23 protein-coding genes are annotated in these 24,261 nt (G+C 65.5%); 16 read left to right on the plus strand and 7 right to left on the minus strand.

Features of this window, described 5'->3' with window-relative positions; all coding sequences use genetic code 11:
* Window positions 1–101: 101 nt before the first annotated feature.
* The 16 genes from ABZX92_RS16450 (at window position 102) to ABZX92_RS16525 (ending at window position 14,187) form a co-directional block, all read left to right on the plus strand.
* Complete coding sequence (locus ABZX92_RS16450) at window positions 102–581, plus strand: ATPase, T2SS/T4P/T4SS family (RefSeq protein ID WP_355559362.1); 480 nt, start codon at window positions 102–104, stop codon at window positions 579–581.
* A 5-nt stretch (window positions 582–586) separates the two neighbouring features.
* On the plus strand, window positions 587–1,447 hold the full coding sequence (locus ABZX92_RS16455; RefSeq protein WP_355559525.1) for a type II secretion system F family protein: 861 nt from the start codon (window positions 587–589) through the stop codon (window positions 1,445–1,447).
* Between the two features lie 5 nt (window positions 1,448–1,452).
* Entirely contained in the window at window positions 1,453–2,337 is an 885-nt protein-coding gene (locus ABZX92_RS16460; protein ID WP_355559528.1) for a type II secretion system F family protein, read from the plus strand.
* Window positions 2,338–2,376: 39 nt separating this feature from the next.
* Entirely contained in the window at window positions 2,377–2,565 is a 189-nt protein-coding gene (locus ABZX92_RS16465; RefSeq protein WP_355559365.1) for a hypothetical protein, read from the plus strand.
* A gap of 74 nt (window positions 2,566–2,639) precedes the next feature.
* Complete coding sequence (locus ABZX92_RS16470) at window positions 2,640–2,975, plus strand: TadE/TadG family type IV pilus assembly protein (RefSeq protein WP_355559531.1); 336 nt, start codon at window positions 2,640–2,642, stop codon at window positions 2,973–2,975.
* Window positions 2,972–3,391 (plus strand): TadE/TadG family type IV pilus assembly protein, encoded by a 420-nt coding sequence (locus tag ABZX92_RS16475; protein WP_355559367.1) that lies wholly within the window; start codon window positions 2,972–2,974, stop codon window positions 3,389–3,391. The genes ABZX92_RS16470 and ABZX92_RS16475 overlap by 4 nt, the downstream gene beginning before the upstream one ends.
* Window positions 3,388–3,807, plus strand: a complete 420-nt coding sequence (locus ABZX92_RS16480; protein ID WP_355559370.1) for a pilus assembly protein TadG-related protein — start codon at window positions 3,388–3,390, stop codon at window positions 3,805–3,807. The genes ABZX92_RS16475 and ABZX92_RS16480 overlap by 4 nt, the downstream gene beginning before the upstream one ends.
* An 18-nt stretch (window positions 3,808–3,825) precedes the next feature.
* On the plus strand, window positions 3,826–4,230 hold the full coding sequence (locus ABZX92_RS16485; protein WP_355559373.1) for a hypothetical protein: 405 nt from the start codon (window positions 3,826–3,828) through the stop codon (window positions 4,228–4,230).
* Complete coding sequence (locus ABZX92_RS16490) at window positions 4,227–6,884, plus strand: BTAD domain-containing putative transcriptional regulator (RefSeq protein WP_355559376.1); 2,658 nt, start codon at window positions 4,227–4,229, stop codon at window positions 6,882–6,884. The genes ABZX92_RS16485 and ABZX92_RS16490 overlap by 4 nt, the downstream gene beginning before the upstream one ends.
* Window positions 6,881–7,249 carry a DUF6355 family natural product biosynthesis protein gene (locus ABZX92_RS16495; protein ID WP_355559379.1) on the plus strand — a complete coding sequence of 123 codons (369 nt, stop codon included), beginning with the start codon at window positions 6,881–6,883 and terminating at the stop codon, window positions 7,247–7,249. The genes ABZX92_RS16490 and ABZX92_RS16495 overlap by 4 nt, the downstream gene beginning before the upstream one ends.
* A 624-nt stretch (window positions 7,250–7,873) precedes the next feature.
* Window positions 7,874–8,317, plus strand: coding sequence for a hypothetical protein (locus ABZX92_RS16500; RefSeq protein ID WP_355559382.1), 444 nt, complete (start codon window positions 7,874–7,876; stop codon window positions 8,315–8,317).
* Between the two features lie 216 nt (window positions 8,318–8,533).
* Window positions 8,534–8,983 (plus strand): hypothetical protein, encoded by a 450-nt coding sequence (locus ABZX92_RS16505; RefSeq protein WP_355559385.1) that lies wholly within the window; start codon window positions 8,534–8,536, stop codon window positions 8,981–8,983.
* 731 nt (window positions 8,984–9,714) lie between these two features.
* Complete coding sequence (locus tag ABZX92_RS16510) at window positions 9,715–10,134, plus strand: N-6 DNA methylase (RefSeq protein ID WP_355559388.1); 420 nt, start codon at window positions 9,715–9,717, stop codon at window positions 10,132–10,134.
* Window positions 10,135–10,216: 82 nt separating this feature from the next.
* Window positions 10,217–11,029, plus strand: a complete 813-nt coding sequence (locus ABZX92_RS16515) for a hypothetical protein (RefSeq protein ID WP_355559391.1) — start codon at window positions 10,217–10,219, stop codon at window positions 11,027–11,029.
* A gap of 336 nt (window positions 11,030–11,365) precedes the next feature.
* Window positions 11,366–11,752: a hypothetical protein gene (locus ABZX92_RS16520; RefSeq protein WP_355559393.1), complete on the plus strand. Its 387-nt coding sequence runs from the start codon at window positions 11,366–11,368 to the stop codon at window positions 11,750–11,752.
* Window positions 11,753–11,757: 5 nt separating this feature from the next.
* The gene (locus ABZX92_RS16525) at window positions 11,758–14,187 is read left to right on the plus strand and encodes an NACHT domain-containing protein (RefSeq protein ID WP_355559396.1); all 2,430 of its coding nucleotides are present in this window, start codon (window positions 11,758–11,760) and stop codon (window positions 14,185–14,187) included.
* Between the two features lie 271 nt (window positions 14,188–14,458).
* On the opposite strand, the gene ABZX92_RS16530 is transcribed toward ABZX92_RS16525, so the two are convergent.
* From ABZX92_RS16530 to ABZX92_RS16560, 7 genes are all read right to left on the minus strand, one after another.
* On the minus strand, window positions 14,459–15,424 hold the full coding sequence (locus ABZX92_RS16530; protein WP_355559399.1) for a bifunctional lytic transglycosylase/C40 family peptidase: 966 nt from the start codon (window positions 15,422–15,424) through the stop codon (window positions 14,459–14,461).
* A gap of 2 nt (window positions 15,425–15,426) precedes the next feature.
* Window positions 15,427–16,320 (minus strand): replication-relaxation family protein, encoded by an 894-nt coding sequence (locus ABZX92_RS16535; protein ID WP_355559403.1) that lies wholly within the window; start codon window positions 16,318–16,320, stop codon window positions 15,427–15,429.
* Window positions 16,321–16,472: 152 nt separating this feature from the next.
* Window positions 16,473–18,950, minus strand: a complete 2,478-nt coding sequence (locus tag ABZX92_RS16540) for a DUF87 domain-containing protein (protein ID WP_355559405.1) — start codon at window positions 18,948–18,950, stop codon at window positions 16,473–16,475.
* A 9-nt stretch (window positions 18,951–18,959) separates the two neighbouring features.
* Entirely contained in the window at window positions 18,960–19,712 is a 753-nt protein-coding gene (locus tag ABZX92_RS16545; RefSeq protein WP_355559408.1) for a hypothetical protein, read from the minus strand.
* A 16-nt stretch (window positions 19,713–19,728) separates the two neighbouring features.
* A complete protein-coding gene (locus ABZX92_RS16550) occupies window positions 19,729–21,537 on the minus strand; it encodes a DUF87 domain-containing protein (RefSeq protein ID WP_355559411.1) in 1,809 nt (602 codons plus the stop codon).
* Entirely contained in the window at window positions 21,537–22,532 is a 996-nt protein-coding gene (locus ABZX92_RS16555; RefSeq protein WP_355559413.1) for a PrgI family protein, read from the minus strand. The genes ABZX92_RS16550 and ABZX92_RS16555 overlap by 1 nt, the downstream gene beginning before the upstream one ends.
* Window positions 22,529–24,259 carry a hypothetical protein gene (locus ABZX92_RS16560; RefSeq protein ID WP_355559416.1) on the minus strand — a complete coding sequence of 577 codons (1,731 nt, stop codon included), beginning with the start codon at window positions 24,257–24,259 and terminating at the stop codon, window positions 22,529–22,531. The genes ABZX92_RS16555 and ABZX92_RS16560 overlap by 4 nt, the downstream gene beginning before the upstream one ends.
* Window positions 24,260–24,261: the final 2 nt, after the last annotated feature.

Consider the following 24,261-nt stretch of genomic DNA (forward strand, 5'->3'; position numbering starts at 1 on the left):
GCCTTCGCCGGCGTCGCGAAGTACCCGGCGCGCGTGAAGTGCGCGCTGCTGGGCTGGATGGCGTTCAAAGACGCAGTATCGAGGGCCAGGGCGGAATCTCGATGTCGGACCTCGTCTGGCAGTCGTTGCGGATGAGTCCGGACCGCGTCATCGTCGGGGAAGTCCGCGGCCCGGAGGTCATCCCGCTGACCAACGCGATGTCCATGGGCAACGACGGCTCGATGGGCACCTTGCACTCCAGCTCCAGCCAAGGCGCGTTCACGAAGCTCGCCGCCTACGCCGTCCAGGGGCCTGAGCGGTTGCCGATCGAGGCGACCAACCTCCTGGTCGCCTCAGCACTGCACTTCGTCGTCCACCTGGACAAGCCGCGCGACGACGCCAGCAAACGCGTCGTGTCGTCGGTGAGGGAGGTGGTGGGAGCCGAAGGCCCACAGATCATCAGCAACGAATGCTGGCGCCCTGGTCCAGACCGGCGTGCGGTCCCGGCCGCGCCGTTGAGGACCGACACGGTCGATCTGCTCGTCGAAGCGGGCTACGACCCGGACCTCTGCGACCGGCGTGATGGGTGGTGGACGCCGTGACCATCATGCTGTTCGGACTGCTCGGTGCTGGCTTGGCTGCCGGTGTTCTGCTTGTCATCGCCGGCTGGCGCGGGCGACCCGTCGGCGAGACCGAGCCACGTCGGCGCGATGTGCGCGCGCCCCAACTCGACCAGAGGACCCTCGGTCGAGCAGCACTCGCAGTGCTCGTGGGGTTCGGCGTCGGCATGTTCACCGGTTGGGTAGTGGGTGGCGTGCTGAGCCTGCTTGCGGTGCTCGGGCTACCGCGGATCCTGGGATCGAACGCCGGCCACCAACGTCAGCTCGAACGCATCGAGGCCATCGCCAGTTGGACCGAGATGCTGCGCGACACGCTCGTTGCCGCGGCCGGTCTGGAACAGGCGATCCTCGCGACCGCTTCAACCTGTCCGGAGCCGATCCGCGACGAGGTCACGGAGCTCGCGGTGAGGCTGGAACGTGGTGAACGCCTTGGGCCCGGACTCCGTGACCTCGCCGACCTGCTACACGACCCCACCGCGGACCTCGTCATCTCGGCGCTGGTGCTGGCTTCCGAGCATCAGGCCCGACAACTCGCGGACCTGCTCGGCGAGCTCGCCGTCGAAGCACGCGAACAGGCGACGATGCGGATGCGAGTCGATGCCGGACGAGCTCGGTCGCGAACCAGCGTGCGAGTCATCGTGATCACCACGCTTCTGTTCGCTGCCGGCCTGGTGGTTTTCAATCGCGATTACCTCAGGCCGTTCGACTCGGCGTTCGGCCAGCTGGTGCTGTTGCTCGTCGGAGCTCTATTCGCGATGGCGTTCGCGTGGTTGACGAAGATCGCGCAGTTCCGCGAGTCCGAGCGCTTCCTCACCGACTTGAGCGCGGCCAAGGGAGCGACATCGTGATCACCATGGCGTTCTGGGGCATGGGCCTGGGGATCGGGCTGTGGATGCTCACGGCTTACGCGTTCCCGCCGCGGCCGTCACTGCGTGCACTGGTCGACCAGCTGCAGGCTGATCCTGCGCCGACTCCGATCCTCAGCGCGGACTCCGAAGGCTGGGCGTTGAGCGCGGGCAGGCCGTTCGTCGCCGCCCTGGCTTCTCTCGGCGTGCCAAGCAGGTCGCTCCGTGGCGACCTCGCAGTCATCGGCAAGAGCGTCGACCATCATCTGGCCGAGAAGGCGATCCTCGCGCTGACCGGGTTGCTGCTGCCGCCACTCGTACAACTCGTGCTCGTCCTTGCCGATGCCGGCGTCGGCTGGGAGATCCCTCTTGCGGCCAGCGTTCTGTTCGGCGTCGGCGGTTTCTTCCTTCCGGACATCAACGTTCGCCGAGAGGCTGCACGACGTCGCTCGACGTTCCGGCATGCCTTGTCCGCCTACCTCAACTTGATTCGCGTTCTGCTCGCTGGCGGTGCCGGTGTCGACGGTGCGCTGAAGTACGCGGTCGGCGTCGGCAAGGGCTGGGCATTCGACCAGCTGCGCCACGCCCTCGTCACTGCGAGGCTCACCCGAAGCACACCGTGGTCCGCGCTGCGTCAGCTCGGTGTCGAACTGGGCGTACAGCCGTTGACCGAGCTCGCCGCCTCGGTGAGCCTCGCCGGCACCGAGGGCGCTCGCGTTCGCGGCAGCCTCGCCGCGAAAGCCACTGCGCTCCGCACTCGGGAGCTGACTCTCGCCGAAGGCGACGCTCAGGCCGCCACGGAACGGATGAGCGTGCCGGTGGTCGTGCTTTGCGCCGGGTTCCTGATCTTCATCGGTTTCCCAGCAGTGGCAAACGTGCTCGGAGGGCTCTGAAGGGCCCACGTACCCAGTTAAGGCAGTTAGGAGAGGTCGATGTCCATCGAGATCCAGGTTCTCGCCATCTATGTCCAGGCCGGTCTGGAGAGGATCCGCCGTGACGATCGCGGCTACTCGACCGAGTTCGTCGTCGGCACCGCGTTGCTGGTGTCCGCGACGATCGCGGCGGTCGCCTTCATCGTCGCGAAGATCATCCAGAAGGCACAGAGCATCCCGATCGAGTGATGGCGATGCTTCGCCTCATTCGACGCGCTTGCCGTGACCAGAGGGGGAGCGGCACGGCCGAGCTCGTGATCGTCATGCCGGTGCTGTTCTTGCTGTTCCTGTTGATCATGCAGTTCGCGCTGTACATGCACGCGGCGCACATCGCTCAAGCCGCTGCGGCACAAGGACTGTCTGCCGCTCGCGCCTCCGCTGGAACTGCTGGCGCCGGCACGGCGGCAGGGCAGCGGGTGCTTGCACAGCTCGGCAGCGGACCGCTTCGCGAGTCTTCCGTACGAGCACAACGCGGTCCTGATCAAGCATCCGTGCAGGTTCAAGGAAAGGCGGTCAGCGTGATCCCGTTCGTCATCCTCGCGGTTCACGCCGAAGCCGTCGGCCCCGTCGAGAAATTCTCACCGGCGGTATCGCCATGAGATTGCTTCGCGACGACCGAGGCTCTACCGCGGCCGAGCTGACTTTGGTCGCACCCTTGATGGTGCTCCTGCTGTTGTTCGTGGTCCTCTGCGGGCGCCTCGCGACGACGCAGTTGCGGATCAGCGACGTCGCGCATCAGGCCGTCCGCGCGGCGACTGCAGCTCGGACGCCCGCGCAAGCCAGCGCGGCAGCCCACCACACCGCTAGGGCCTCGCTCGACGCCGCGGGCATCACCTGCCAGTCGCTGTCGGTGGCCGTCGACTCCGGCGACTTTCGACCTGGCGCCACGGTGACCGTAACCGTCTCGTGCGTTGTCGGTCTCCAAGACCTGACAGCGCTCGGTGTTCCCGGAAGCCGCACCGTCAGCAGCACCTTCTCCTCGGTCGTCGATCTATGGCGAGGAGTTCGGCCATGAACCTGTCAGAGCGCCTGCGCGGCGACCAGCACGGCCGGGTCAGCGGGTACGTGGTCATCATGGCGACCGCTGCGCTGGCGTTCGGAGGGCTTGTACTCGACGGAGGTCTCGCGCTAGCCGCCAAGGTTCGCGCGATGGGGCAAGCACAAGAAGCAGCCCGAGCAGGCGCGCAAGAAATCGACCTTGCTGCCTACCGCGCTGACGGCTCCCTGAGGCTGCGGTCAGATCGGGCCGTCACCGCCGCACACGACTACCTCGCTGCCGCGCACCACACCGGCTCTGTTTCCGTCAGCGGCAACACCGTGAACGTCAGCGTGACGATCAGCCAACGAACGAAGCTTCTCGGCCTGCTCGCGGTCGACACGATCACGGTGACAGGACGCGGCGAAGCGCAACCGCAACGCGGAATCTCTTAGCAGGAAGGAAATCTGGAGATGACGACGATCAACGACATCGCGCGCCGCGTTGAGGAAGCTGACTCGGCTCGCAGCGCACGACGGACCAAGGCTGCCCAGCTCGTGGGCGAACTCGCGCATGAGCGTGTCGAAGTGGTTCAGCGACTTGCAGACATTGATCAACAAATCGGTGACGCCATCGTCGGGAACGGCGATGTGATCGCGGTAGATGAGTTGGCCAGGTTCACCGGTGTGTCGGCTGCTGATCTGGCTCAGATCCTCAACTCTCGCAAGCACTCTCGCGGAAGGCGTAAGAAGATCACCGCTGGCTCGCCACCGGGTCGGATGGGACTCGATCGGAAACCGGAGGTTCCTGAGCCGCACAAGCTTGCGGACTCTGCAGAGGACGATTCGTCTGCTCTGAAGGAAATAGGCACGCCATGACCGGCACTGGTCGCCGGTTGTTGCTGTCGATCACCGTCGGAGCAGCGCGAGGTCTGCTGGCTCTCGGTGTCCTGTTGGTGCTGACGGCGGGTCTTCCATGGGCGCTGGTGCACTTCGTTGGCTGGCCGCTTCCGAACCACGTGCCAACCTGGGACGAGGTTCAGATGCTGCTGCTCGATCCGATGAGCGCGCAGTTCTTCATCGACGCGCTGGCGATCGCTTCATGGATCACATGGTTCTCCTTCGTCTGGTCCGTGGTGTATTCCGTCGTGGACATCGTGCGTGGAGTCGCCTGGACGCCGCCTCGAGTGCGCGGTCCGTTCCGGACGTTCACAGCCACCCTCATCGGCGCCGTGGTGCTGACCTTGTTGAGCAACCGAGCCCTCGCCGTACCCGTCCCTGCTGGCGGTGCGAACGAGTCGACTGCCGCCGCTGTGACTGCGTCAGCAAGTCCTGGCGTCGTGGAACAACGTGATGTTTCGCCTGCGAAGTCGATGTTGGTCGTCGACCGCGCAGCACCTGCCCCGCTAGGTCACGTACGAGTCGTCGATGAAGTCCGCCTACCGCACGACGGGATCTACGACAGCCTGTGGCGGATCGCCGAACGGATCTACGGGCCGGGCGGCGGCGACCGATGGCCTGAGCTCTACCAGCTCAACCGCGGTGTTGAGCAGGCAGATGGCCGTTCTCTCGTCAACCCCGATCTCGTGCGGCCGGGTTGGAAGATCGCTGCCTACGTTCCGGAGCCGACCGAAGAACCACCACTGGCCGAAGTGCCGGCCATGCCGTCGAGCTCCGTCACAGATGCCGCCTCGCCTGAGGAAGAGACCGAACCTCGCGGGGAACCGGGCGAGCCAGGGCTGGAGCTGATGACCGGCGCGTATGTGAGTGTGGGCCTGGCAGGGGCGATCTCGGCCGCTGTTGCGGCGTCGCAGTTGCGACGCAGGCGCCGGTACCGGATTGGCACTGGTGAGCGGTCAGACCTTCATCGCCCGGTTGCGCCAGCTGTTCAGGCGTTGCGCGTCGGCCACGATGCTGTGCGGGACAAGCAGAGCGTTGACACCGAGCTCGTCCAGTTTGGCCCACCTCAGCCACAGGTTCGGTTGACCGCTAACGGCGTGCTGGAACCGAGCAACAAGCCGTCATATCTACCTGCAGTGGCGGGCGTGAGGCGGGGGCACGAGTTCGCTGTGGACCTGGCCAGCACGCGAGGCTTGGGCTTGTCAGGGCCTGGCGCTGCCTCGGCGGTGCGAGCGCTCCTCCTGCACCTGCTCACCGCGCAAGAGACAGGCGCATCGTGTCGCGTGCTCGTGCCGGCTGACGATCTCCACCTGATCTTCGGTGAGGTTGAGGCCCAGGACCTGCCGCACACCGTCGAGGTCGTTGCCTCGCTGGACGCCGCACTCGACGAGATGGAAGCGCTCCTGCTCACTCGCGTCCGGCAAGCCCTCGATGGGCCTCTGAGGGCGTCGGACGCCGTGGTCCTGGTAGCTCGCTCCGTCGGGCACGCCGAGCGCCGGCTGCAAGCTGTCCTCGACAACGGATCTGCCCTCGGCCTAGCCGGGATTCTTCTGGGCCAGTGGCGTCCAGGCGCGACGGTCGTCGTCCGGACCGACGGAACGGTGAGCGCGACCAGTCCTGGCCTTGGCGACGAACTCGCCGGTGCGAGGCTGTTCAACCTTCCCGCCGCGGACGCTGCGGACCTTCTCGCCCTCCTCCGCGAGGCGGAGGTTCAACGGGGGCCTGACGACGTTGACGACGATGTCCGTTCGATTCCCGAAGCAAGGCGTCCCGAGTCGAGAGCGAGCACCGTTTCCGACGCTGCAACTCCGGGTTCGCAACCCGCTGCGGCGTCATCTCGGCTGGCCGTGGAGGTCTTCGGCCGCTTTCAACTCGTGTTCGTTCCAGCAGGGTCGGACAGTGTCGATCTCAGCAGCCTGCTCACCCCGAAGCAGCGCGAGATGCTCGTTCATCTGGCTCTCCATCCACAGGGCGTCCGCCGTGAGGTTCTGAACGAGGCGGTGTGGCCCGGCAGCAGGCCGCCGCGGCCATACAACTCGTTCCACAACACGTTGTCGGTGCTTCGGCGCTTGGTCGCCGACGCCACCAGCGGCTCCATGGCGAACTTCGTTCTGAACAGCGATGGCCGCTACCAGCTGAACAGCGAACTCGTTGAGGTGGACTTCTGGGCGCTGCAGCAGTTGCTGCGGCACGCAGGAGGAATGGCCGGTGCCAACCGGACGGCGTGTCTGCAACGTGCTGTCGATCTCTACGAGGGAGATCTCGCCGAAGACGTTCTCTCGCCATGGATCGAGCCGTTCCGCGAGTCTGCGCGGCGCGACGTGCTGGACGCACTCAGCGCGCTGATCAACGAGCAGGGCGAGGCGGACCCGGCGAGAGTGCTTGTCCTGCTTGAGCGCGCACGTGCTCTCGATCCGTACAACGAGGGCGTCTACCGCCAGATCATGAGCACCCAAGCACAGCTTGGACACCTTGATGCGGTCCCTCGAACGCTCGCCCTGCTGACCGCCACGCTCGGCGAAATCGACGAAGAGCCCAGCGCTGAAACACGTGACATCGCCGAGCTCCTCCAGCGTCGGCCTCTCGAATTTCCAGCTGTATCAACCAACACCGAGATTGGAGTCATCTCATGAACCGACGACTCGCCAGCGTGCTCAGCGCCGCGGCCATGCTGGTCGCCGCCGCTGCGCCCGGCACTCCGAACGCGGCCGCGGCGACGAGAATCTGGCCGCCGCCCGGCTGCGGCTTCATCCCGCTACCTCAGCCCGTCGGAGAACTCACCGCCCGCTACTTCCACTGCGCCGGTACCTTCATCCTCATCAAGTTCCACTGGGACAATGGGAATACCGGAACATCGTGCGTGCCACCTTGGTATCAGGTCCCCTTCTACCGGGACGGTACACATGTGATCGTCAACGCCTACTACGTTTCGACTCCTCCGAATCTCAGTGGGCCGCCTGGGCAGGAGTGGTGCTCGTTGTCGCAACCTAAGGTCTGATATACGCTACATGTAGGGCATCGACTTAGTGGAAAAGTTTCTGCTTTTGTTCCGCGGTCGGCGCACGGTCATTTTATTGAGTTTGTTGGATGCGGTGCTTCCGTGGCCTGGCCGCGAAAGCACCGCATCTGTGGTTCATCCCGTCAAGATTCCGGGCCATGTTCCCGGCCAGGTGCCTTCTAGTGTGGAAGCCCCTGCAGGCGAGCAAATCTGCTGGTAAACGGAGCTCTGAGGGCTACCTGTGCGACGCCCGACTCGGTAGCCGGCAGGCAGTTGAGCAGTCGGCTGGCGGGGCGGTGTCCTCGGTCCTGTCCGACTATCCGGTACATTCTTCATGTCGGAAGGCCTGCCTCATTAGGGGCTCTATTTGCTTAATTCTGTAAATGAAACCCTTGGTTATGCGGGTGTCGATCGGTTTGCTGATTGGTTGGCGCGCCTGGGATTTGAGTTCCTGAATTGCGCTCATTTCGATCACTTGTAGCCCGCTAAAGAATCATGAAGAACCGCCCTGGAAACCATTGTGTTCCGATTGGCTTGATGCTATCTTGGATCTATTGCGAGATGGGTTCGCACCCCACATATCTCGCAACCACACAAACCCAATAACCGCCAGGAGTGGTAGTCATGGCTGATGTCATGGTCACCGCGTGGAGCAACGGCGATGGTTGGCTCAGCGTTGATACCGCTGAGTGGATTGCCGAGCGCGCGGAACTCTGCGAAGAGCTCACGAACGAGCTGCGCGAGTGGATGGATGAGAAGGGGCACCGGGATCCGACGGCACACGTGCTGGTCCTCTGGGTGAAGGAGCGAACCGGGGAAGACCCGGTGGGCCTCTACGGCGACGGGCTGTTCTGGGCGCACAACACGTGCAACGTGGAGAACATCCTCTCGGATGATCTCGGCTTCCTGGTGTTCTCGGCGGGCGGAGAGCTGGGCGCCCTGATGGTGACGATGAGCGGTGATGGTGGCCTTTACGGCCAACCCGTGGTCTACCGCGACACCACCATGGATGCGGCCTACTGGGCGGGACTATGCGCACGCGCTCGGCTGTTGCGCGAATGGTCATGAGTGGGAGACCTGCGACGGCTACCGGCTGCACAGCGTCAGTGGCGGGCCCTCCGACTGTGCCCCGACGATCAGCGGTCAGGCGCGAGTGCCGTTCGGTGATCGCGACCGCGCCTACATCGCGTGCCCGGAGTGCTGCAAGTCGCTCCGCTTCACGGCCTGAGTAGCCGGCTTCCCAACCCTCGTTCTTCCCTCAGCGTGAGGTGTCCCATGTCTGCCATGCTCTCTGTCGATAGCGACCACCTGCGGTTCGTCGAGGACGACTCGGTGACTGTTTCTCTTGAGTTCCCTTGGGAAGCGGGCTCCGTCTACCACTGCGTCCGATGCGGTGAGGACCTGGCCGAGACGGCTAATGGCTACGAAACCGAGTCGGGAGAAGCCACATGCTCTCCGGACGGCGACGAGCCAACCGCGCACGTGCCGGAACGAGCCGCGTTGTCCTGGGTGAACTCCGCGACGATCGACGCGGACGAGACCGAAGACTCCGTCACCGTGTCGATCAGCGTCGGTGACCCGCGCGGAGCGTTCTGTTTCACCGTGCGACGGGTTCCAGACGACGCGGGCAGCGATCTTGCGGGCCGCTTGGTGCTGCACGTGCCGCACCCAGGCGAGGCGAGCCCGCACACGAAGTTGACGATGCTGCATCCCGGTGCGTTCGTCGTCGGCTGACTTCGACTGAGCGGCGCTCCGCGAGTTCTCGCAGGCTCCGGAGCACCGTTCGCCGCATGGCGGAGGTGCCGGAGAACGGCATGTCACCGCCGCATACGGCACGAACGCGGAGTTCGGAACGGGGCTACGCTACCGATGCCCTCCTGTTCGCAGGCGGGTTTGTGTGGTGGCCGGCGGGGGTGCGACACCTCCACTGTGAGGTGCCCCGTCGGCCCGCACCGGCCTTCTCCGGCGTGCCGCTCCCTTAGACCTATCGGCCATTTCGCGGCCCGGAGCGCTGTCATGTGTTCACATAAGCAATCACAGGCTGGGTGTACGCCCGCAGACCCGCACCAACACGCGGTCAAGATCGCGGAGGCCGTTGACGAGACCTGGCACCGTGCCCACGGCTCAGGACGGCTCGAAGTTCCTGTCTCAGTCGTAGGCGCGCTGGCGTTCCTGGCGCCGCCTGATGATGAGCGCGACGAGGTGGTGCATTACCTCTTCTCGCTGTCGGATAACGACTTCTCTGGCTTCGTCCGCATGCAGTGGGGGATCTTCGTCAAGGCGAGACCAGATCTCGTCAACCGAGCGTGGCCGCTTATCTCGTTGTGGCACGGTGAATCGCGCCTCAGCGATCAGGCTGTCTCGGCCGCCAAGCGCGTCGCGGATGCTGCGCTACGCGCGGGACAGCTACACCTCACCGGAACTGACCGGCGTCGCGAGACGGACTTGTTCGGGCTCTGCTCGAAGTGCTCCGCTCGCGCACCGCGAAGAGTGCGCGCGGGCAGTTCTACACACCGGCGTGCGTCGCGGAGGCGATGGCCCGCATGGTCGGTGTGCCAAACGAGGGCGAGCGCGTACTTGAACCGACGGCGGGTACGGGTGCCCTCCTTCGCGCTGCGGCCGAAGCCATGCGTCAGCTCGACCGCGATCCCTCCACTGTGGAGTGGTGGGCAGTTGACGTGGACGAGCTCGCCGTGGCGTGCCTCGCTGTCAACGCAGTCCTGTGGGACCTCGGCAACAAGGTCGTGCTCGGCGTCGGCAACGGCCTGACCGACGAGTGGATGCCGCGCGCCCTCGGCGAACGCCGCGAAGCCCTGGAACTCGCCAGCGCAGTTCGCAACGTGGCTGACCTGTTTCGGATCACCGAACGGCCCGCTGGCGGCTAACCGCTCACGTACTTCATCAACTCCCCGTTTGTCCTCGTCCGCGCGGCATGCGCGCGGCACAACCAAGTTGAGGTGACCGATCATGGCTATTGCAGACCTGACCACCGCGAACCCGGCCGAGATCGATGCGGAACTCGACCGTTTGAACACTGATCGCGCAAAGGCGGAGCACACCGTCCGCATGCTCACGAAGCGTCGCCAGGATTGGCTGGAAGCCGACGCGGCCGACCTCGCGGCGGGTCTGGAGCCCCGGATCGAGAGCGCTTCTCGGACCGTTCTGGAGTGCAAGGTGGCTGCAGGGCCACTAGAAGACGAGTTCGACCGTCGAGGCGGATGGACTCGCGCATGGCTCGTTCTCAACACTGGCGGCCATGTGCACCGCACGATGGAGTGCAGGACTTGTTTCGACACCACGAAGTTCGCTTGGCTGACACACCTGTCTGGGCACGATGAAACGGAGATTGTCGAGCTGGCAGGCAAAACCGCGTGCACCGAGTGCTACCCGAGCGCGCCCGTGGAAGCGCGCAACCGGCCCAGCCAGATCAAGACCCCGGAGCAGCTCGCGCGAATCGAGGAGAAGGCCGAGCGCGCGAAGGCCAGGGCGGCTAAGGCGATCACGGCGCCTGATGGAACCCCTCTGCGCACCAGGCATGGCGGAGTCATCGCGACCGAGTTCTCCGCTCGCCGCTCCTACGCAGAACTCCTCAGCTATGCCAGGCACCTGGCCAAGCGGAACGTGGCGTACCACCGCGACACCATCGCTGAACACCAGGAGGACGCAAGGCTCATCTTGGTTGCGCTCGCAGCGAAACATGATCGGACCGAGGACGATCTACGTGAGGAACTGGCCCCCAAGGTCGAAGCCAGGTGGTTGCGCGAGCACAGCAAGTGGTGACGAGTCGCGCTCATGCGCTGACTGATCTCAATCAGTCAGCGCACGAGCAGCGCTGCGGGAAGACCTCGCGAATCAGCGAGGTCGCCTTCGACAACGCCGGGTTGTGAGCGCCGGGTGGTCATGCCTCGAACTTCGTCCTCGCCCCTCGGAGACCACCTCGACGGAGCCATCGACGACCGTGATGGTCGTCTCGTCGTCGATCGCGTATGCGGGGACGCCGATCTCGGCGGCCCACCGTTGCGCGTCGGCCAGGGTGTTCGTGAGAAGGACCTCGAGGTGCGGGAAGATCGAGTGAACCTGGCGTAACGGCGGCCAGGCCTCTAGCGACCACTAGTCATGGATCCCATGACCCTGGGCTTGGCTGCGGCGGCGCTTCTCGCGTCCAAGTTCGGTGAAGGTTTCGCGAAGGACGCTGGAAGCGCGGCCTGGAACGGCGTCAAACGGCTACGCGACGCGGTTGCGGCGAAGTTCAAAGGGCAGCCGGATGCCGAAACCACGCTCCAACGAGCATTGGCGGAACCGCACGACATGGGACGCCGTCAGGCGCTTGCTGAGCGAATCACCGCCGCAGCCGCCGACGATGCAGAGTTCAGTGCAGCGCTTGCTGAAGTCGTCGGACAGGCCCGGCGCGACCCGAGTGCACAGACCGTGATCGCGCAGGCCACAGAACAAGCGAAGCAGGTCAACATCGCCGGGGATAACCACGGCGGAATCTCCCTCTGAACCTGATGGCCGACTTCCAGCCACGCGCAGACGGCAATGCCAGGCAGGTCAACATCGCCGGGGACAACTACGCCCCGATCTTGTTCGACGGCCGGCTCCCAATGCCCTCGACAACCCATCAACTGCCTGCCGACATCCCTGACTTCACTGGGAGGGCAGACCTCATTGTCGAACTCAAGGAGAGCCGCGGCAGGCCAGTCATCAACCTTTATGGGCCACCGGGTGTCGGCAAATCGGCGTTGGCAATTCACTTCGCGCATCGCGTCTCGAGGTACTACTCGATGGAGCTCTATTTCGACTTCAGTGCGGTAGTGGATCCAGAGCCCGATACGGCCCTCGCTCATTTCGTCGCGGCGCTGACGCCGGGCGAGTTCGATCCTTCCCACCCGTTCAACGAACTGCGAGCCCGGTTTCTGACGTCCACGCGGATTGGGCCCTGTCTGATCTTTCTCGACAACGTCCGCGAAGCGGCCCAAGTACGCCCGTTGATACCTAACAATGCATTGTCTGTCGTCATTGTTACCAGCCGGACGCCGTTGACCACGCTGGCCGGTGCGCATCTCAAGCGCGTGGAACTACTTAACGAGGCGGAGTCCATCGCGTTGCTCGACACCGTCGCCGGAAGGTCACCCGGCAGCGAACCGGCTGCTGCCCTCGCGGCGGTGTGCGGACGGCTCCCCTTGGCCATCCGAATTGCTGGCGCTATCGCCCGGAAGCGGCCTTACCTGAGCTTCGACCGCTTGGCCACTTCCCTACAGGATGAGCGCACCCGTCTTTCCTCACTTTCTGAGGCCGATCTCGACGTCCGTAGCGCTTTCGAGATCAGCTACCAAACTCTGTCCTCGCCAGCGCAGCTTGTGTTTCGGCGGGCAGGGCTCAGCCTTACGCCCGAGTTCTCCCTCGGTGACCTCACGGCCCTACTCGATGCCGACCAGACCACTGTCGAGAAGGCCGCCTACGAGCTGGCTGACGCACAGCTCGCTGAGACGGCAGACGGCACTTGGTTCCGCTACCACGACCTGGTTGCCCTCTTCGCCCGCGAGAAGGTCAAGGCCGACGATCCGAAAGACACCATCAATGCATGGACACGTCTCGTCGACCACGTTCTAAGCGAATTCGTGACCGGCTACCGCGCTGCGGTCGGATCGACTCGTCGGCTGACGCGCACGAGCTGGTTCGAAGGGCTCTCATCCAGGAATCCATCAAACGATCAGGCCGTGCCCTACGTGTCGCAACGCCTAGTCCATGGCAATGTGTCAGTGAGCTGGCGCGAACTGCTCCACCCCGGAGCTCACCTGCTCGTGTTTGGCGGCCCTGGTACTGGAAAGACCACTCTGGCCGAGCGCATCTGCTATGAGCTGGCGATCGAGAACGGTGCAGCCTTGGCGCTCGCGGTGCCGATGCGTCACTACAGAGACCAAGAAGACCTTGTGGACCTGATCACCGCATCAGTTAGTCAGCGGTTCAACCTCCGCATTCCCCGGCCAGTCCTCGATGCCCTGTTCAAACGGTATAAAACGGTTCTGGTCCTGGACAGCATCGACGAGCTGCCTCGGCCCGCCCGTAATCGTGCCCTCGGCGCCATCGAACGCTTCTGCACGAACCACCCGTTGATTACCGTAGTTGTGACCAGTAGACCCGACGACAAGCTGGGGCGGGACGGGATTGGGGACTTCATGGAGTACAACGTTGCCCCGCTCACCGACCTTGAGATTTGGGATTTCTCCAGGAAGTGGCTCGCCAACGCCGGAATTCGAGACATGGGCACCTTCGTGCCATCGACGACATCGGCCTGGGCAGCCAATCCGTTGCTCTTGAGCTGGGCCCTCACCCACTTCTTGACCACCGGACAGATGTTCGAGAGTGAACTGGATCTCCACGAGGCGACATTCGAACTAACGATCGGCGAACGCGACCGCCGCCGTGGAGTGACCCGATCTATCTATCCGCCAGATTGGCTGGTCAGCTCAACAACGCTCCTCGCGGCCTGGATGAAGTCCGATGCGGAACGAACCGCAGGTGTGACTCGGACCCAGCTCCTTGCCGCTTTGAATGATGAAAGCCTAGGATTTCATCATCCCAACAGGCTGCTGGACGAACTGAACGGAACCCTCAATGCGATCTACGAGTCTGGCGTGGCTGCTGACGGAGAACCGCTGTACGCAGTAGTTCAGGACACTTTCGGTGAGTACCTCGCTGCCCGCTGGGTGGTCGAGAACGACCTCGGAGACGAGGATCTCGCTCGGCAGGTCGTCTGCATGATGGCCGTCGGTCGATTCGACGCGGGCTGGCAGTATGTACTCGATCTTGCCGAAAGGAAAGGGCGCCCGCGCGCGCACCTTCTGCCTCATCTGCGACGGGCAGTCGAAAGAATCTCGGACCCAGCAGACCGGGCCCGAGTTATTGAAATGATGAACCAACCCGTCGTGAAGTGACGTCGGTGAAGACGGCGAGCACGGCCTAGCGTTCACCTCGCTCGGCACTGGCCGCTTCGGCGCTTGTCCGGATCAGCTGGCAGCGATCGTCCGTTGCTTCCGGACGCAGTCGTGGCATTCGAGGGGCGGGGGGAATCCAGCCAAACCGAGCTGGCTGCGCGCGACACTACGAGCCAACGTCCCCTCCTGGCGGCATGAACGCGCTGCGATCGGGACCTGCTCTCGATGCCTGATCAGAGGGTCATCTTGTGGCAACTGCGGGCGGAACTGGTCAAGCGGGCGCAGAAGTTGCGGCGCCGGTGGCGTTGGTCGGGCGGGACGCCACGAGATAGTCGTCGCCACCCCATCGGTAAGCGCTGATCTGAACGGGTTGGCCGAACGTCGGGGCGTGGACCATCTTGCCCGCGCCGATGTAGAGGCCGACGTGATGGACCTCGTCAGGCGTGCCGTAGAGGACCAGGTCGCCGGACATGAGCGGCTGGCCAGGTGGAACGAGCGGCCCAGCGTCGTATTGAGCCTGGGTATGGCGGGGAATGCGGATCCCAGCGGTGGCGTATGCGGCCGTGGTGAGGCCTGAGCAGTCCCAGCCCGTCTCGCCGTTGCCACCCCACACGTATGGCTCGCCGAGCTGCTCGCAGGCGAACTTGATCGCGATGATGGCGGCGCGGTTCGGCGCCTGAACGTTGTTGCAGTCGCCGGTACCGACCAACGCGTCGCTGTACTTCCTCGCCTGTTCGAGCACGTCGTTCACGTACCAGTCCGCGTGGTTGTAGGCGAAGATCGCCTTGCGGAGGTCCTTAGGCGCTCCGGAGTCGCACAGGTAGTGAGCAGCGGCGTAGATGGCGTCGTGCTTGTTCCAGGGCGAGGGCGGGTTGTTGCCTCCGGGCGGAAGCGGGTGCCGCTTGACAACCGCGTCGAACGTGGGCTGAAGAAATTGCATCGGTCCGCGGGCACCCGCGAAGTTCTCGGTTCCGTCGGCGACGCCGGCCAGGGTGCTGCGGCCGTGGTTGCTCTCGATCTTGCCGATGGCTGCGAGGATCGACCAGTCGAGGCCTTGACATGCAGGGGCCGACGCTCGGTAGCGGGCAAGGTAGTCGGGAGGGATGTCGGCGAGCGCTTCTGAGCTTGGTTGGGTGCTGCTCGCTCCGAAAAAGGCCTTCACGACGGCTTGTCCGATGCCGCCGAGGATCAATGGAAGTGCGAGGACGGCAGCTGTTGCGGCCAGGGCGATCTTCACTGTCACCTCCGGAATTGGCTGGCGGTTGGTGCAGGTGGAAGGGGATCGGCCAGGGCGAGTTCTTGCCGGGCGAGGACCGTTGGCGTTGCGGTGCCAGGTGGTTCTGCGTACGGCCACAGCTGAGCGAGCTCGGCGAGACGAAGTCGTCCGGGGCGTCGCGTCGTCGCCGATTCGGCGACCGGCAACCACCGCGCAGCCGCCGGTGTGCTCTCGCTGACCACGCTTGTCGTCTGCGCGGTGCTGGTCGCGATCGGTACCAGCGTTGGCCGATCCAGCGCTGACAGGACCTTCGCGAGTGCTTTCCGGGCGCTGGCCTCTCGTCGGTTCGTGGGCAGCCACACCAGGACGGGCGTTGTGATCCCCGTTGCCAGAGCCAGTTTTTCGTATCCGTAGAGCTTGCTAGCGAGCGTGTCGAGGTCTTCGGTGCCGAAGTCGAACTCCAGGAAGAACTCGATCTGGTGCCCGTTCTCGCGCCACCGGCCGTAAGCGTCGGGGCGGACCATGTCGCCGAACAGGCGCTTGCAGCGCAGTTCTGACCACCACGCCGTCAGGCGGCCGTGAGCGCCCGGTTGCCGGCTCAGTGCGACCAGACTCGTGAAGATGCCGTTCGTTCCGACGGTGTGGGCTAGCCGCAGTGAGTGGGCGATGCCGATGGCGTCCTCGTGGCGGTAGCCGAGTGCCTTCCGATCGATGCCGTCCTCGTACGCCAGGGCAACGGCACCGGCGATGTCGAGCACGTAGTGCATGGGCGCGGTGCCAAGGTCGACGAACGGCTGGAACCGGTCGACGACCCGCCACTTGAACAGGTCGAGCAACCGGTGGTTGGCCGCGCGCACGCTCGGATAGCCGAGCTCGACGATTTGGTGGGTCGTGAAGACCTTGTGCTCGTACAGCATCCGGGCCAGCCACCGGTCCCGGAGAGTGAGTCGGCCGGCGAGCCGTGCGTGGTGCGCCCCGGTAGCTGCCGCTCGTGGGGTGGGGCGTTTCGGCATGTGGCCGCGCAACGCTCGCTGAGGAGTCGGATTGGTGATCACAGGTACGCCTTTCCCTAGGCGGCACGACGGGGATCGGTGACAGGCGGCGCGGGATCGTTGGCGGCGTTGTCAGATGGGCGTGGGCGGGTGTTGACCTTGGCCGCCTTTCGGATCGCCTTTGCGCGGCCTGGTATCGCTGGCGGGAGCTTCTCGGTGATCGCGGTGAAGGGAGGCGCTTCCTCGCCGCCCAGAACGAGCCGGGCGGCGACGTGGAAGACTCCGAGGTTGGACAGGTCGTGGTCGCTCAGGCGAGGCATGGTGTGCCGGGCCAAGCGCTTGGCGTCCTCCGGTGAGGCGTTGAAGAAGATCTTCGACCTGGCGTTCGTGCTAATGCCTTCTTCCAGCTCTTTCGGAAGCTGGCCGAGGTACTGGTGCGCCAGCGTCATGGACAGCCGGTAGCCACGTGCCTCGGCCAGCATGTCTTCGAGCGGGTAGGCGAGGTTGAGGAAGTTGTGGCATTCGTCGATGTACAAGCTGCAATCGCTGCGCTGACGCTGCGGGACGCGAGCTCGTCGAGTGGCCGCCTGCCAGGTGCGCGCTACGACGATCGAGCCGACTAGCCGAGCGGTCTCCATGCCGAGCGCGTCGCGGGCGATGCGCACCAGGCAGATGCCGCCGGTGTTGAGCACCTCATCAATGTCCACTGTGGATTCACCGCCTGCGATGGCGGCGCGGACGAACGGACGCAGCAGGAAGCCTCGAACCTTGTTCATCAGCGGTGCGATCACTTGTGCCCTGCTGGCCTCTGACAGGTCGTCGTACCAGGTCCAGAAACCCTTGAGGACCTCGTCCTCGATCTGGTCGCAGGCCATGCGGCGGAAGGAGGGCACGGTCAGCAGCTTCGGCAGATCGGCCAGGGTTTGCGTGCCGCGCATCGCGGTCAAGGTGAGCAGTCCGGCACGGAGAATGTCGTCGGTACGAGGCCCCCAGGATGATGCGTAGATCCGCGAGAAGATGCTGACCAGGTTGTCGACCGCGCGAGCCTTGTCCTCGCCTTCCAACGGATTCAGCACCGGTGGCCGGGAGTGCGAGTCAGCGTCGAACAGCACGACCTTTTCGCCGAGATCTTCAGGCAGGCGCATCAGGATGTCCGTGATGAGGTCGCCCTTGGGGTCGATGACGACCACTCCACGGCCGGCTTCGGCGTCCGCCAGGATCAAGCGGGCCATCAGCTCGGACTTGCCTGAGCCGGTGGCGCCGAGGATGTGCAGGTGGTGTCGGGCGTCGGCGACGTGCAGGCCGACTGGGCGCGGGTGGCCCGAGTCGGAGCGGCCCAGAAGCTTGATCTGGTCGCCGGCCGTTGCGATGCCGGGCGGAGGCGGAACGGCTTTCGCGCCTGCTCGCTGGAGTCCTGGTGCGGCGTCATCGATAGGCAGGTGTGCGATCGCGGCCAGCTCCGGGACCGACAACAGATCGCCCTTGCCGAGTCGGCGTTCGGCCAGCATTGCGGCGGGATCGCGGCCGAGCCGGACCCGGCGGTAGTAGTTGTGCTCGGAGTAGGCGGCGAACGCTGAGGCGATGGCGTGGCCGCGTCCGCGGAGAACTTCCCGCACTGCACGAACCTCGCTGGCACTGGAGTCCTCGGCGACGGTGGTGGCCACGGCGTACTGGATGCGGGTCTCGAACGGGTTCGCCCGCAGCTTCTGCACGACTGCGCGGTCCTGGGCCGCGTGTTCCAGAGTGGACTGCCGATCCAGTCCTCGCTGACGCCCGAACGCCGACGGCTTCGAGGTCCTGCCCGGCGTCATGAGGTCGAGCAAGCGACCAATGATGTGTACGGATCCGCCGGCGTGTACGCGCCGTGCCGCCCGGCGGGCTTTCGCGACCCGGTGCCCAGCGACCGGTCGAGCGAGGATCTGCACACACGCTCGTTCGTGTGGGCCGAGCCCCACCGGAGCACCCAGCATCGCGCGGATCGGATCGGCCGGATGGTCGGTGCGGATCGGCAGCGCCTCCGACCTGGCAAGCCGCAGCTCGCCTCCAATGGCTTCGATACGACGGCCCGCGATGATCGGGATCGGAGGATTGGCCGGAGTAGTGCGCGTGTGAGAGCCGGGCCAGGCGGCTTCGATCGCGCGCTCGACCATGCCCGGCGGCACCACGCCGGGCACCCACATGGAGATCTGGACGCCATCCTCGGTGAAGGTCAACTCGAAGGTGACGTGCGGCTGCCCGGAGAAGCGGCGCAGCCAGCCCGGTCGGAGGAGCCCGACCAGGTTCGACCAGACCGTGACTGCTCCTGCCGGGTCGACGGTTGGAGGCGCAAGCACGGTGATCAGTCGTGCGTTGGCCGTCAAGCGCTCGTGATGCCGTCGGAGCCACCAGCGTCGTGCAACCACCACTGCACAAAGCAGACCCGCGAGCCCAGGTGCGACGATCGGGCCCCACACGAGGGCGGCGTCGCGGAGGTCGTCCAACAGCCTGTGGATCGCGGCGAGCGGGTCGCGCAAGTAGTCGACAACCGGTGAAGCGATCAGCACGACGGGGTACATGGAGCCTCCTCAGGCCGCCTGCGCTGGTGGACGGGTGTTGTCGACGACGAGCCTCAGACGGCGGCGAGATGTCCGTCCGTCGTCGACCTCGGCCTGCCACTCGGAGAACCGGCGGCCTGCCAACCGCTTGAGGTAGAAAGGAATATGGTTCGCAGGCACGCCCACCAGCCGTGGACCGAGCACTGCGAGCAGGTCGCTTACCTCCTGCGACGTCCACCCGGCTGCGGCGATTGCTTCCTCGTCGGGAAAGACGTCGGCGATGCGGTCAACAGCTGGGTCGAGCGCGCGGTCCTGTGTGCCGCCGTACGAGTAGACCCACAGGAAGTTCGGCGGAGGGTCCGGCTCGACGAGCGCGCGGAATCGCGCGATCTCTTTGGTGTAGGCGTAGAAGTTGGTGTCCGGGCGCGCCCTGCAGATGCCCAGCCACGCCTGTAGGTAGAGATCGGAGAAGAAGTCGCCGGAGTCGTGGATCCGGATCCAGCCGCCGCGGAACTTGGGTGTGGTGAGCTCCGCGAGCATCGCCGACTTCCAGCCTGGCAGGTCATCTAGGACGAACCTCAGATTGGCCTCGTGCTTGGCACGCACGACGGGCCAGGTGTAAGTGCCGTGGCGGGCGTAGCAGACCTGCGCGCAGATCCCGGCACTCGGACAGGTGTTGTAGGTGCGGCCGTCGGGCAGCCGACCTGCCCATGCTGGGAGGGACCAGTTCCACACGCCGATCTGGCGCATCTCGCGGTTCTGGGTGAGCAGTCGAGCGGACATGAGCATCCCCAGGTTGCTAGGCGGCGTCGAGGTCGACGAAGGAGTTCTCGAGGTCCGGCGAGGTCTCGGCGTACTCGGCAAGCTCCGCCGGATCCGAGGTGGCGAGGTGGTGCTCCACCGGCGACGCGATGGACTGGAACGCCACCCGCTGCGTCCCGGTGCTCAGCAGTCCCTGACCGCGATCGGCGGAGAGCAGGAACTGGCGCTCGCCCATCGAGAGGTCGAACGTGCGGGTGATCTCGTCGATCGCTTGGGAGGCCTGGCGCAACAGGATCTGCGTTGCCGCGTTGGCTACGACTGCCTTGCCGAGATCGGTGCTGAGCACGTCGGCTGTATCCTGCGTTGCCACCGTTAGTCCGGCCCATTGCTTGCGCGATGCCTTGGCCATGCGGACCAGGAAGTCGGCGCCGGCGGGTTGCTTCATCAGCAGCCAGGCCTCGTCGACCACGACCAGTCGCGGTTTGCGGATCGCGGGGTTGGAGACCTGCCTCCACACCGCGTCCAGGGTCAGCAGCGTGCCGATCGGCTTGAGCTCGTCGGCAAGATCCCGCAGCGAGAAGACCACGAGGTGTCCTTCCGGCTGCGTTGACGTGGGGCCGGAGAACAACCCGGAGAATGCACCAGTGATGTACGGGTGCAGCCGCGCGGCCAGGTCGACGCCGACCGGATCGCCGTTGGCCAGGACCTCGGCGAGATCGGCGAGCAGGGGTGCTGGTCGGGTCCAGGTGCGTGCATCCGCCGTGATGCCAGCACGCTGGTAGGTCGCTGTGATGGATTTGTCCAGCGCTGCGCGTTCGGCTGCGGTGAGCTCGTCGTCGAGCAGCACCGAGATCACGGTGTGCAGGAACAGGCTGCGGCGGATGAGCGCGTCTCGAGGTGCGGTGCGTCGGCCGTCCGGACGGGTGTGGACCGGCAGGTCCATCGGGTTGAGCCGGACGTGCTCGGCGCCGAGTTGCACGCGGGTGCCGCCGACCGCGGTGGCCAGCCGCGCGTACTCGTCCTCGGGGTCGATGACGTGGACCTCGATGCCGCGGTACAGAGACCGCAGTAGCTCCAGCTTCACCAGGTACGACTTGCCTGCACCAGACCGTCCGAGGATCACGGAGTTGTGGTTGTCCAGCGCGAACCGGTCGTGGTGCACGAGGCCCTGGCTTCCGATGTTGAAGCCGTACAGCACTCCGCTCGGCGCCCCGACGGAAGTGGGGTCCGGTGGCGGCAGATCCGGTGAAGTGAACGGGAACGCTGAGGACAGCGCGCTGGTGTCGAAGGTGCGGCGCATGCCGACCAGGTCCAGCCCCATCGGCAGACTCGTGACCCAGCCCTGCAAGCTCCGGTAGGTCGTCGGCTTGCAGTCCAGGAGCAACGACGCGGCGAGCGATCGGACCGCTGCGACTTCGTCGGCGAGGGCGTCCTCGGTCGCTGCGTGCACGGTCAGGTAGAGCCCGAACCGGTAGAGCTTGCCCTCGCCGCGGGCGACTCGTGCCGACAGGTCGTAGGCGTCCTCGGTCGCCGCCTCGACCTGAGGATCGAGCAACCGCCCTTTCTCACTAGTGTGCCGACGCCCGGATTCCAGTTTGGACAGTTGCTTCTTGAGCCTGTCCGCGGCGGTGACGGGATCGATCGGTTCGATGTGCAGCGAGACGTCGACCCGACCGGGGTAGGTCAGCAGCGGCTGGAGCCAACCTGGGTGAACCTCTCGCGGGTAGCCGACGACCGCGAACGACGCGACCCACTCGCCACCGACTTCCAGGGCTCGGGGATGGACCGACAGCGCGTCTGGCGTGAACGAGCTGGAGCTGCTGCGGCGCTTGGCCTTGGTCTTCATCAGGTCCACCTCGGCCCAAGGTCGTCGTCCCAGCTCTCGTCCGGCGCGCGCGTGATGACTTCGTCCGAACCCGCGAGACCGGAGTTCGGTGGAAGGAAGCTGTCGGGATTGCACGCCGCAGCGAGCACCGCGGTGGCTTGTCCGGCGTCCAGCGGAGTGACCACGATCCCCGACGGCGAGAGCAGCTCGACCGCTTCGCCGAGCCTGCGCACCAACCGGGCTTCAGCAGCTCGACGCGCGCCGTCGTCGGCCTGGTTGGGCGCGACCAGCGGTTCGCGCAGGACCAAGAGCACCTGGCGCCGCAGCAGTTCGGTCGCGCGGCCGAGCTGGTCTAGGTACTCGGCGTGCTCACGCGCAGCCTGTTCCAGCGCGGGATGCGGCAAACCGCCGGCCTGGTCCCGGAGTTCGGCTATCTGCACGGACAGGTCCAGGCGCTCCGCGCGCACCAACACCTGAATCGGAGCGGTCAGCGAGTGCAGGTACCGGCCGAACGAGGCGACGAGCGACTCCTGCTCGGCCGGTGTCCGGAGGCTGAAGTTGACGGTCGAGCAGACCGCGACGACAGCGACACCGTCCTTGCCGAGATCGATTACGCCGGTGTCCGTGACCGCCTCGGCAGGGAGCCGGAGCTCGGCGGGCTGAGCCGTTGAGGGCTGCCTGTCCGACAGGTGATCCAGCCACTCGGGCACCGGCTGGACTCCTTCAGGAGCGGACACCTGGTGTCGCGGACTCAGTCGTTGCCGCAGCGCTGCCAGCACCAATCGGTCCATCGAGACGCCGTCGCGTTGCCCGAGCGCGAGGAACACGGAGACCATGCCGACCGGAACAGCGACGACGAGGAAGACCACGAGGGGAACGACTCCGCGAGTCAACGTGTGCGTCCCGTACAACACCATCCCGGTGACGACCAGGATGAGCAGCTGGCGTGCGGTCAACGGGCCGATCACCCGGTCCTCGCGATCGACGTCGGCGGGAATCCTGATGGGATGGCTCATTTCTTCTCACCTCCAGGTGCTGGTTTCGGCGCGCGGAACAGCGGAGGCGGAACGGAGTGGACACGCTGACGCGCGTCGCCGATCCGCGGTTCCGGCCGTGCCTGCTGGAACACCGGCGGGGCGGGAGCAGACGTTTGCGGGGGTGACGGTGTCTGCGGTGTGTGTTGGACCGCTGGCTGGAACCGAAGCTGTGGCGGCACCGACGGCACTCGGACAGGACGAGCTGGCGGCGGAACGGCGCCGCGTTGGCGCGGACCTCCAGCGGCGCGGAACTGCGGTTGCGTTCCTGGCCGTGAGCCTCTACGCGGCACCGCTGTCACGCGTTCCGGCACCGAGCTGAACTCCGGCGTCGTCCGCCCAGCAGTTGCGGGCACGACTGCAGGTTCATGAACGGCTTGCTGAGGCTGCGGCTGCAGGAACTTCGGTTGCTGGGACGGCACACGCGTTCGTTGAGCAGCCCGCAGCCGCTCTGCGTCGTACACCTCCTTGAGGCGCTTGGTGACCATCTCGGGCGTGGCAGGAAAGCGTGGTTGAGGCGGCCACGGGGGCTCTGCCGCCGAAGCACGTCCTGTCCCGGCAGAGCCCTTCGTGGCGTGCGCAGCAACACCAGCGAAACGACCGCCGCCGATCAGCGCCATCGCTTTGCCGAAGACGAAGGCACGCGCCAGGCCGCCGAGGAACGAGCGGCCGCCACGGCCGACTTTGACTTGCTGCATCACCCAGGTCGGGATCTTCACCAGAATCCAGACCAGCGCGATGACAACGATCAGGTTGACGATGCCGTCGGAAGTCGGCGTGCCGAAGAAGTTGAAGCCGCCTGGTTGCAGGAAGACCTTCAGCGCGCAGATGAGCGTGAGGCTTTGCCCCACCTGGATGCCGAGTACACCGGCTCCAGCGCGCCAGAACCACAACGCCACACCCTCTGTCTGCTCCAACCCATGGCACATCAGAGCGAGAGGAGCTCCCGCGACGAGCACGACGGTCAGCGCGACTCGGATGACATAGCCGATCAGCAGTCCGATCAACAGGATTGCCAGTCCGAGCGACAGAAGTCCTGCGAAGAGGCCACCATCGACCAACGACCTGCCCACCATCGCCACGAGCAGCTCGGACAGCGCTCGGCCGGCGCTCTCCGGATCAAGTCCGTCCCCGAGCACGGCCAACGAGGCGGCGTTCGCGAACCTGATGGCCTGGTCGGCGAACAACAGGCTGAGGTTCGCTGCGAGAAACCCGACCACGATTCGTGGTGCGATCTCGCGGATCGAGTGTCGCGTCTGGACGCTCTGGTGACTCATCACCAGGATTCCGGCGATCAATACCAACAGCGAGTACACCGCGACGACGAACAGCCGCGACTGCTCCCAAATCTCGCCGATGCGCGGCAACTGGTCGAGCGTCGGGGTGGACAGCAGGGTGTCGCCGAGCAGTCGCAACAGCCAGTTCAGCGACTCTCCGACCAACAGGTTCACGAACGAGCTGAAGCCTTCGCTCACGCACGCGGTCAGGTCGGTGATGCCGCACTCGGAGTCGGTCTTCCCCGGCTGCGGAACGTTGATGGTCGGCGGCGGAGACGTCGTGGATGGTGGTGACGGAGACGGCGACGGGGGAGTGGTCGGCTGCGCGACGGCGGTGGCCGTCGCGAGGCCGACCAACACGGCGACGATGCTGAGCAGCAGGGCCACACGCCAGCGCCGCGGCCGGAAGGTGAGCGGGGTGACGGCGGCCATCG

The organism is Lentzea sp. NPDC006480, from assembly GCF_040611995.1.
Classification (GTDB): domain Bacteria; phylum Actinomycetota; class Actinomycetes; order Mycobacteriales; family Pseudonocardiaceae; genus Lentzea.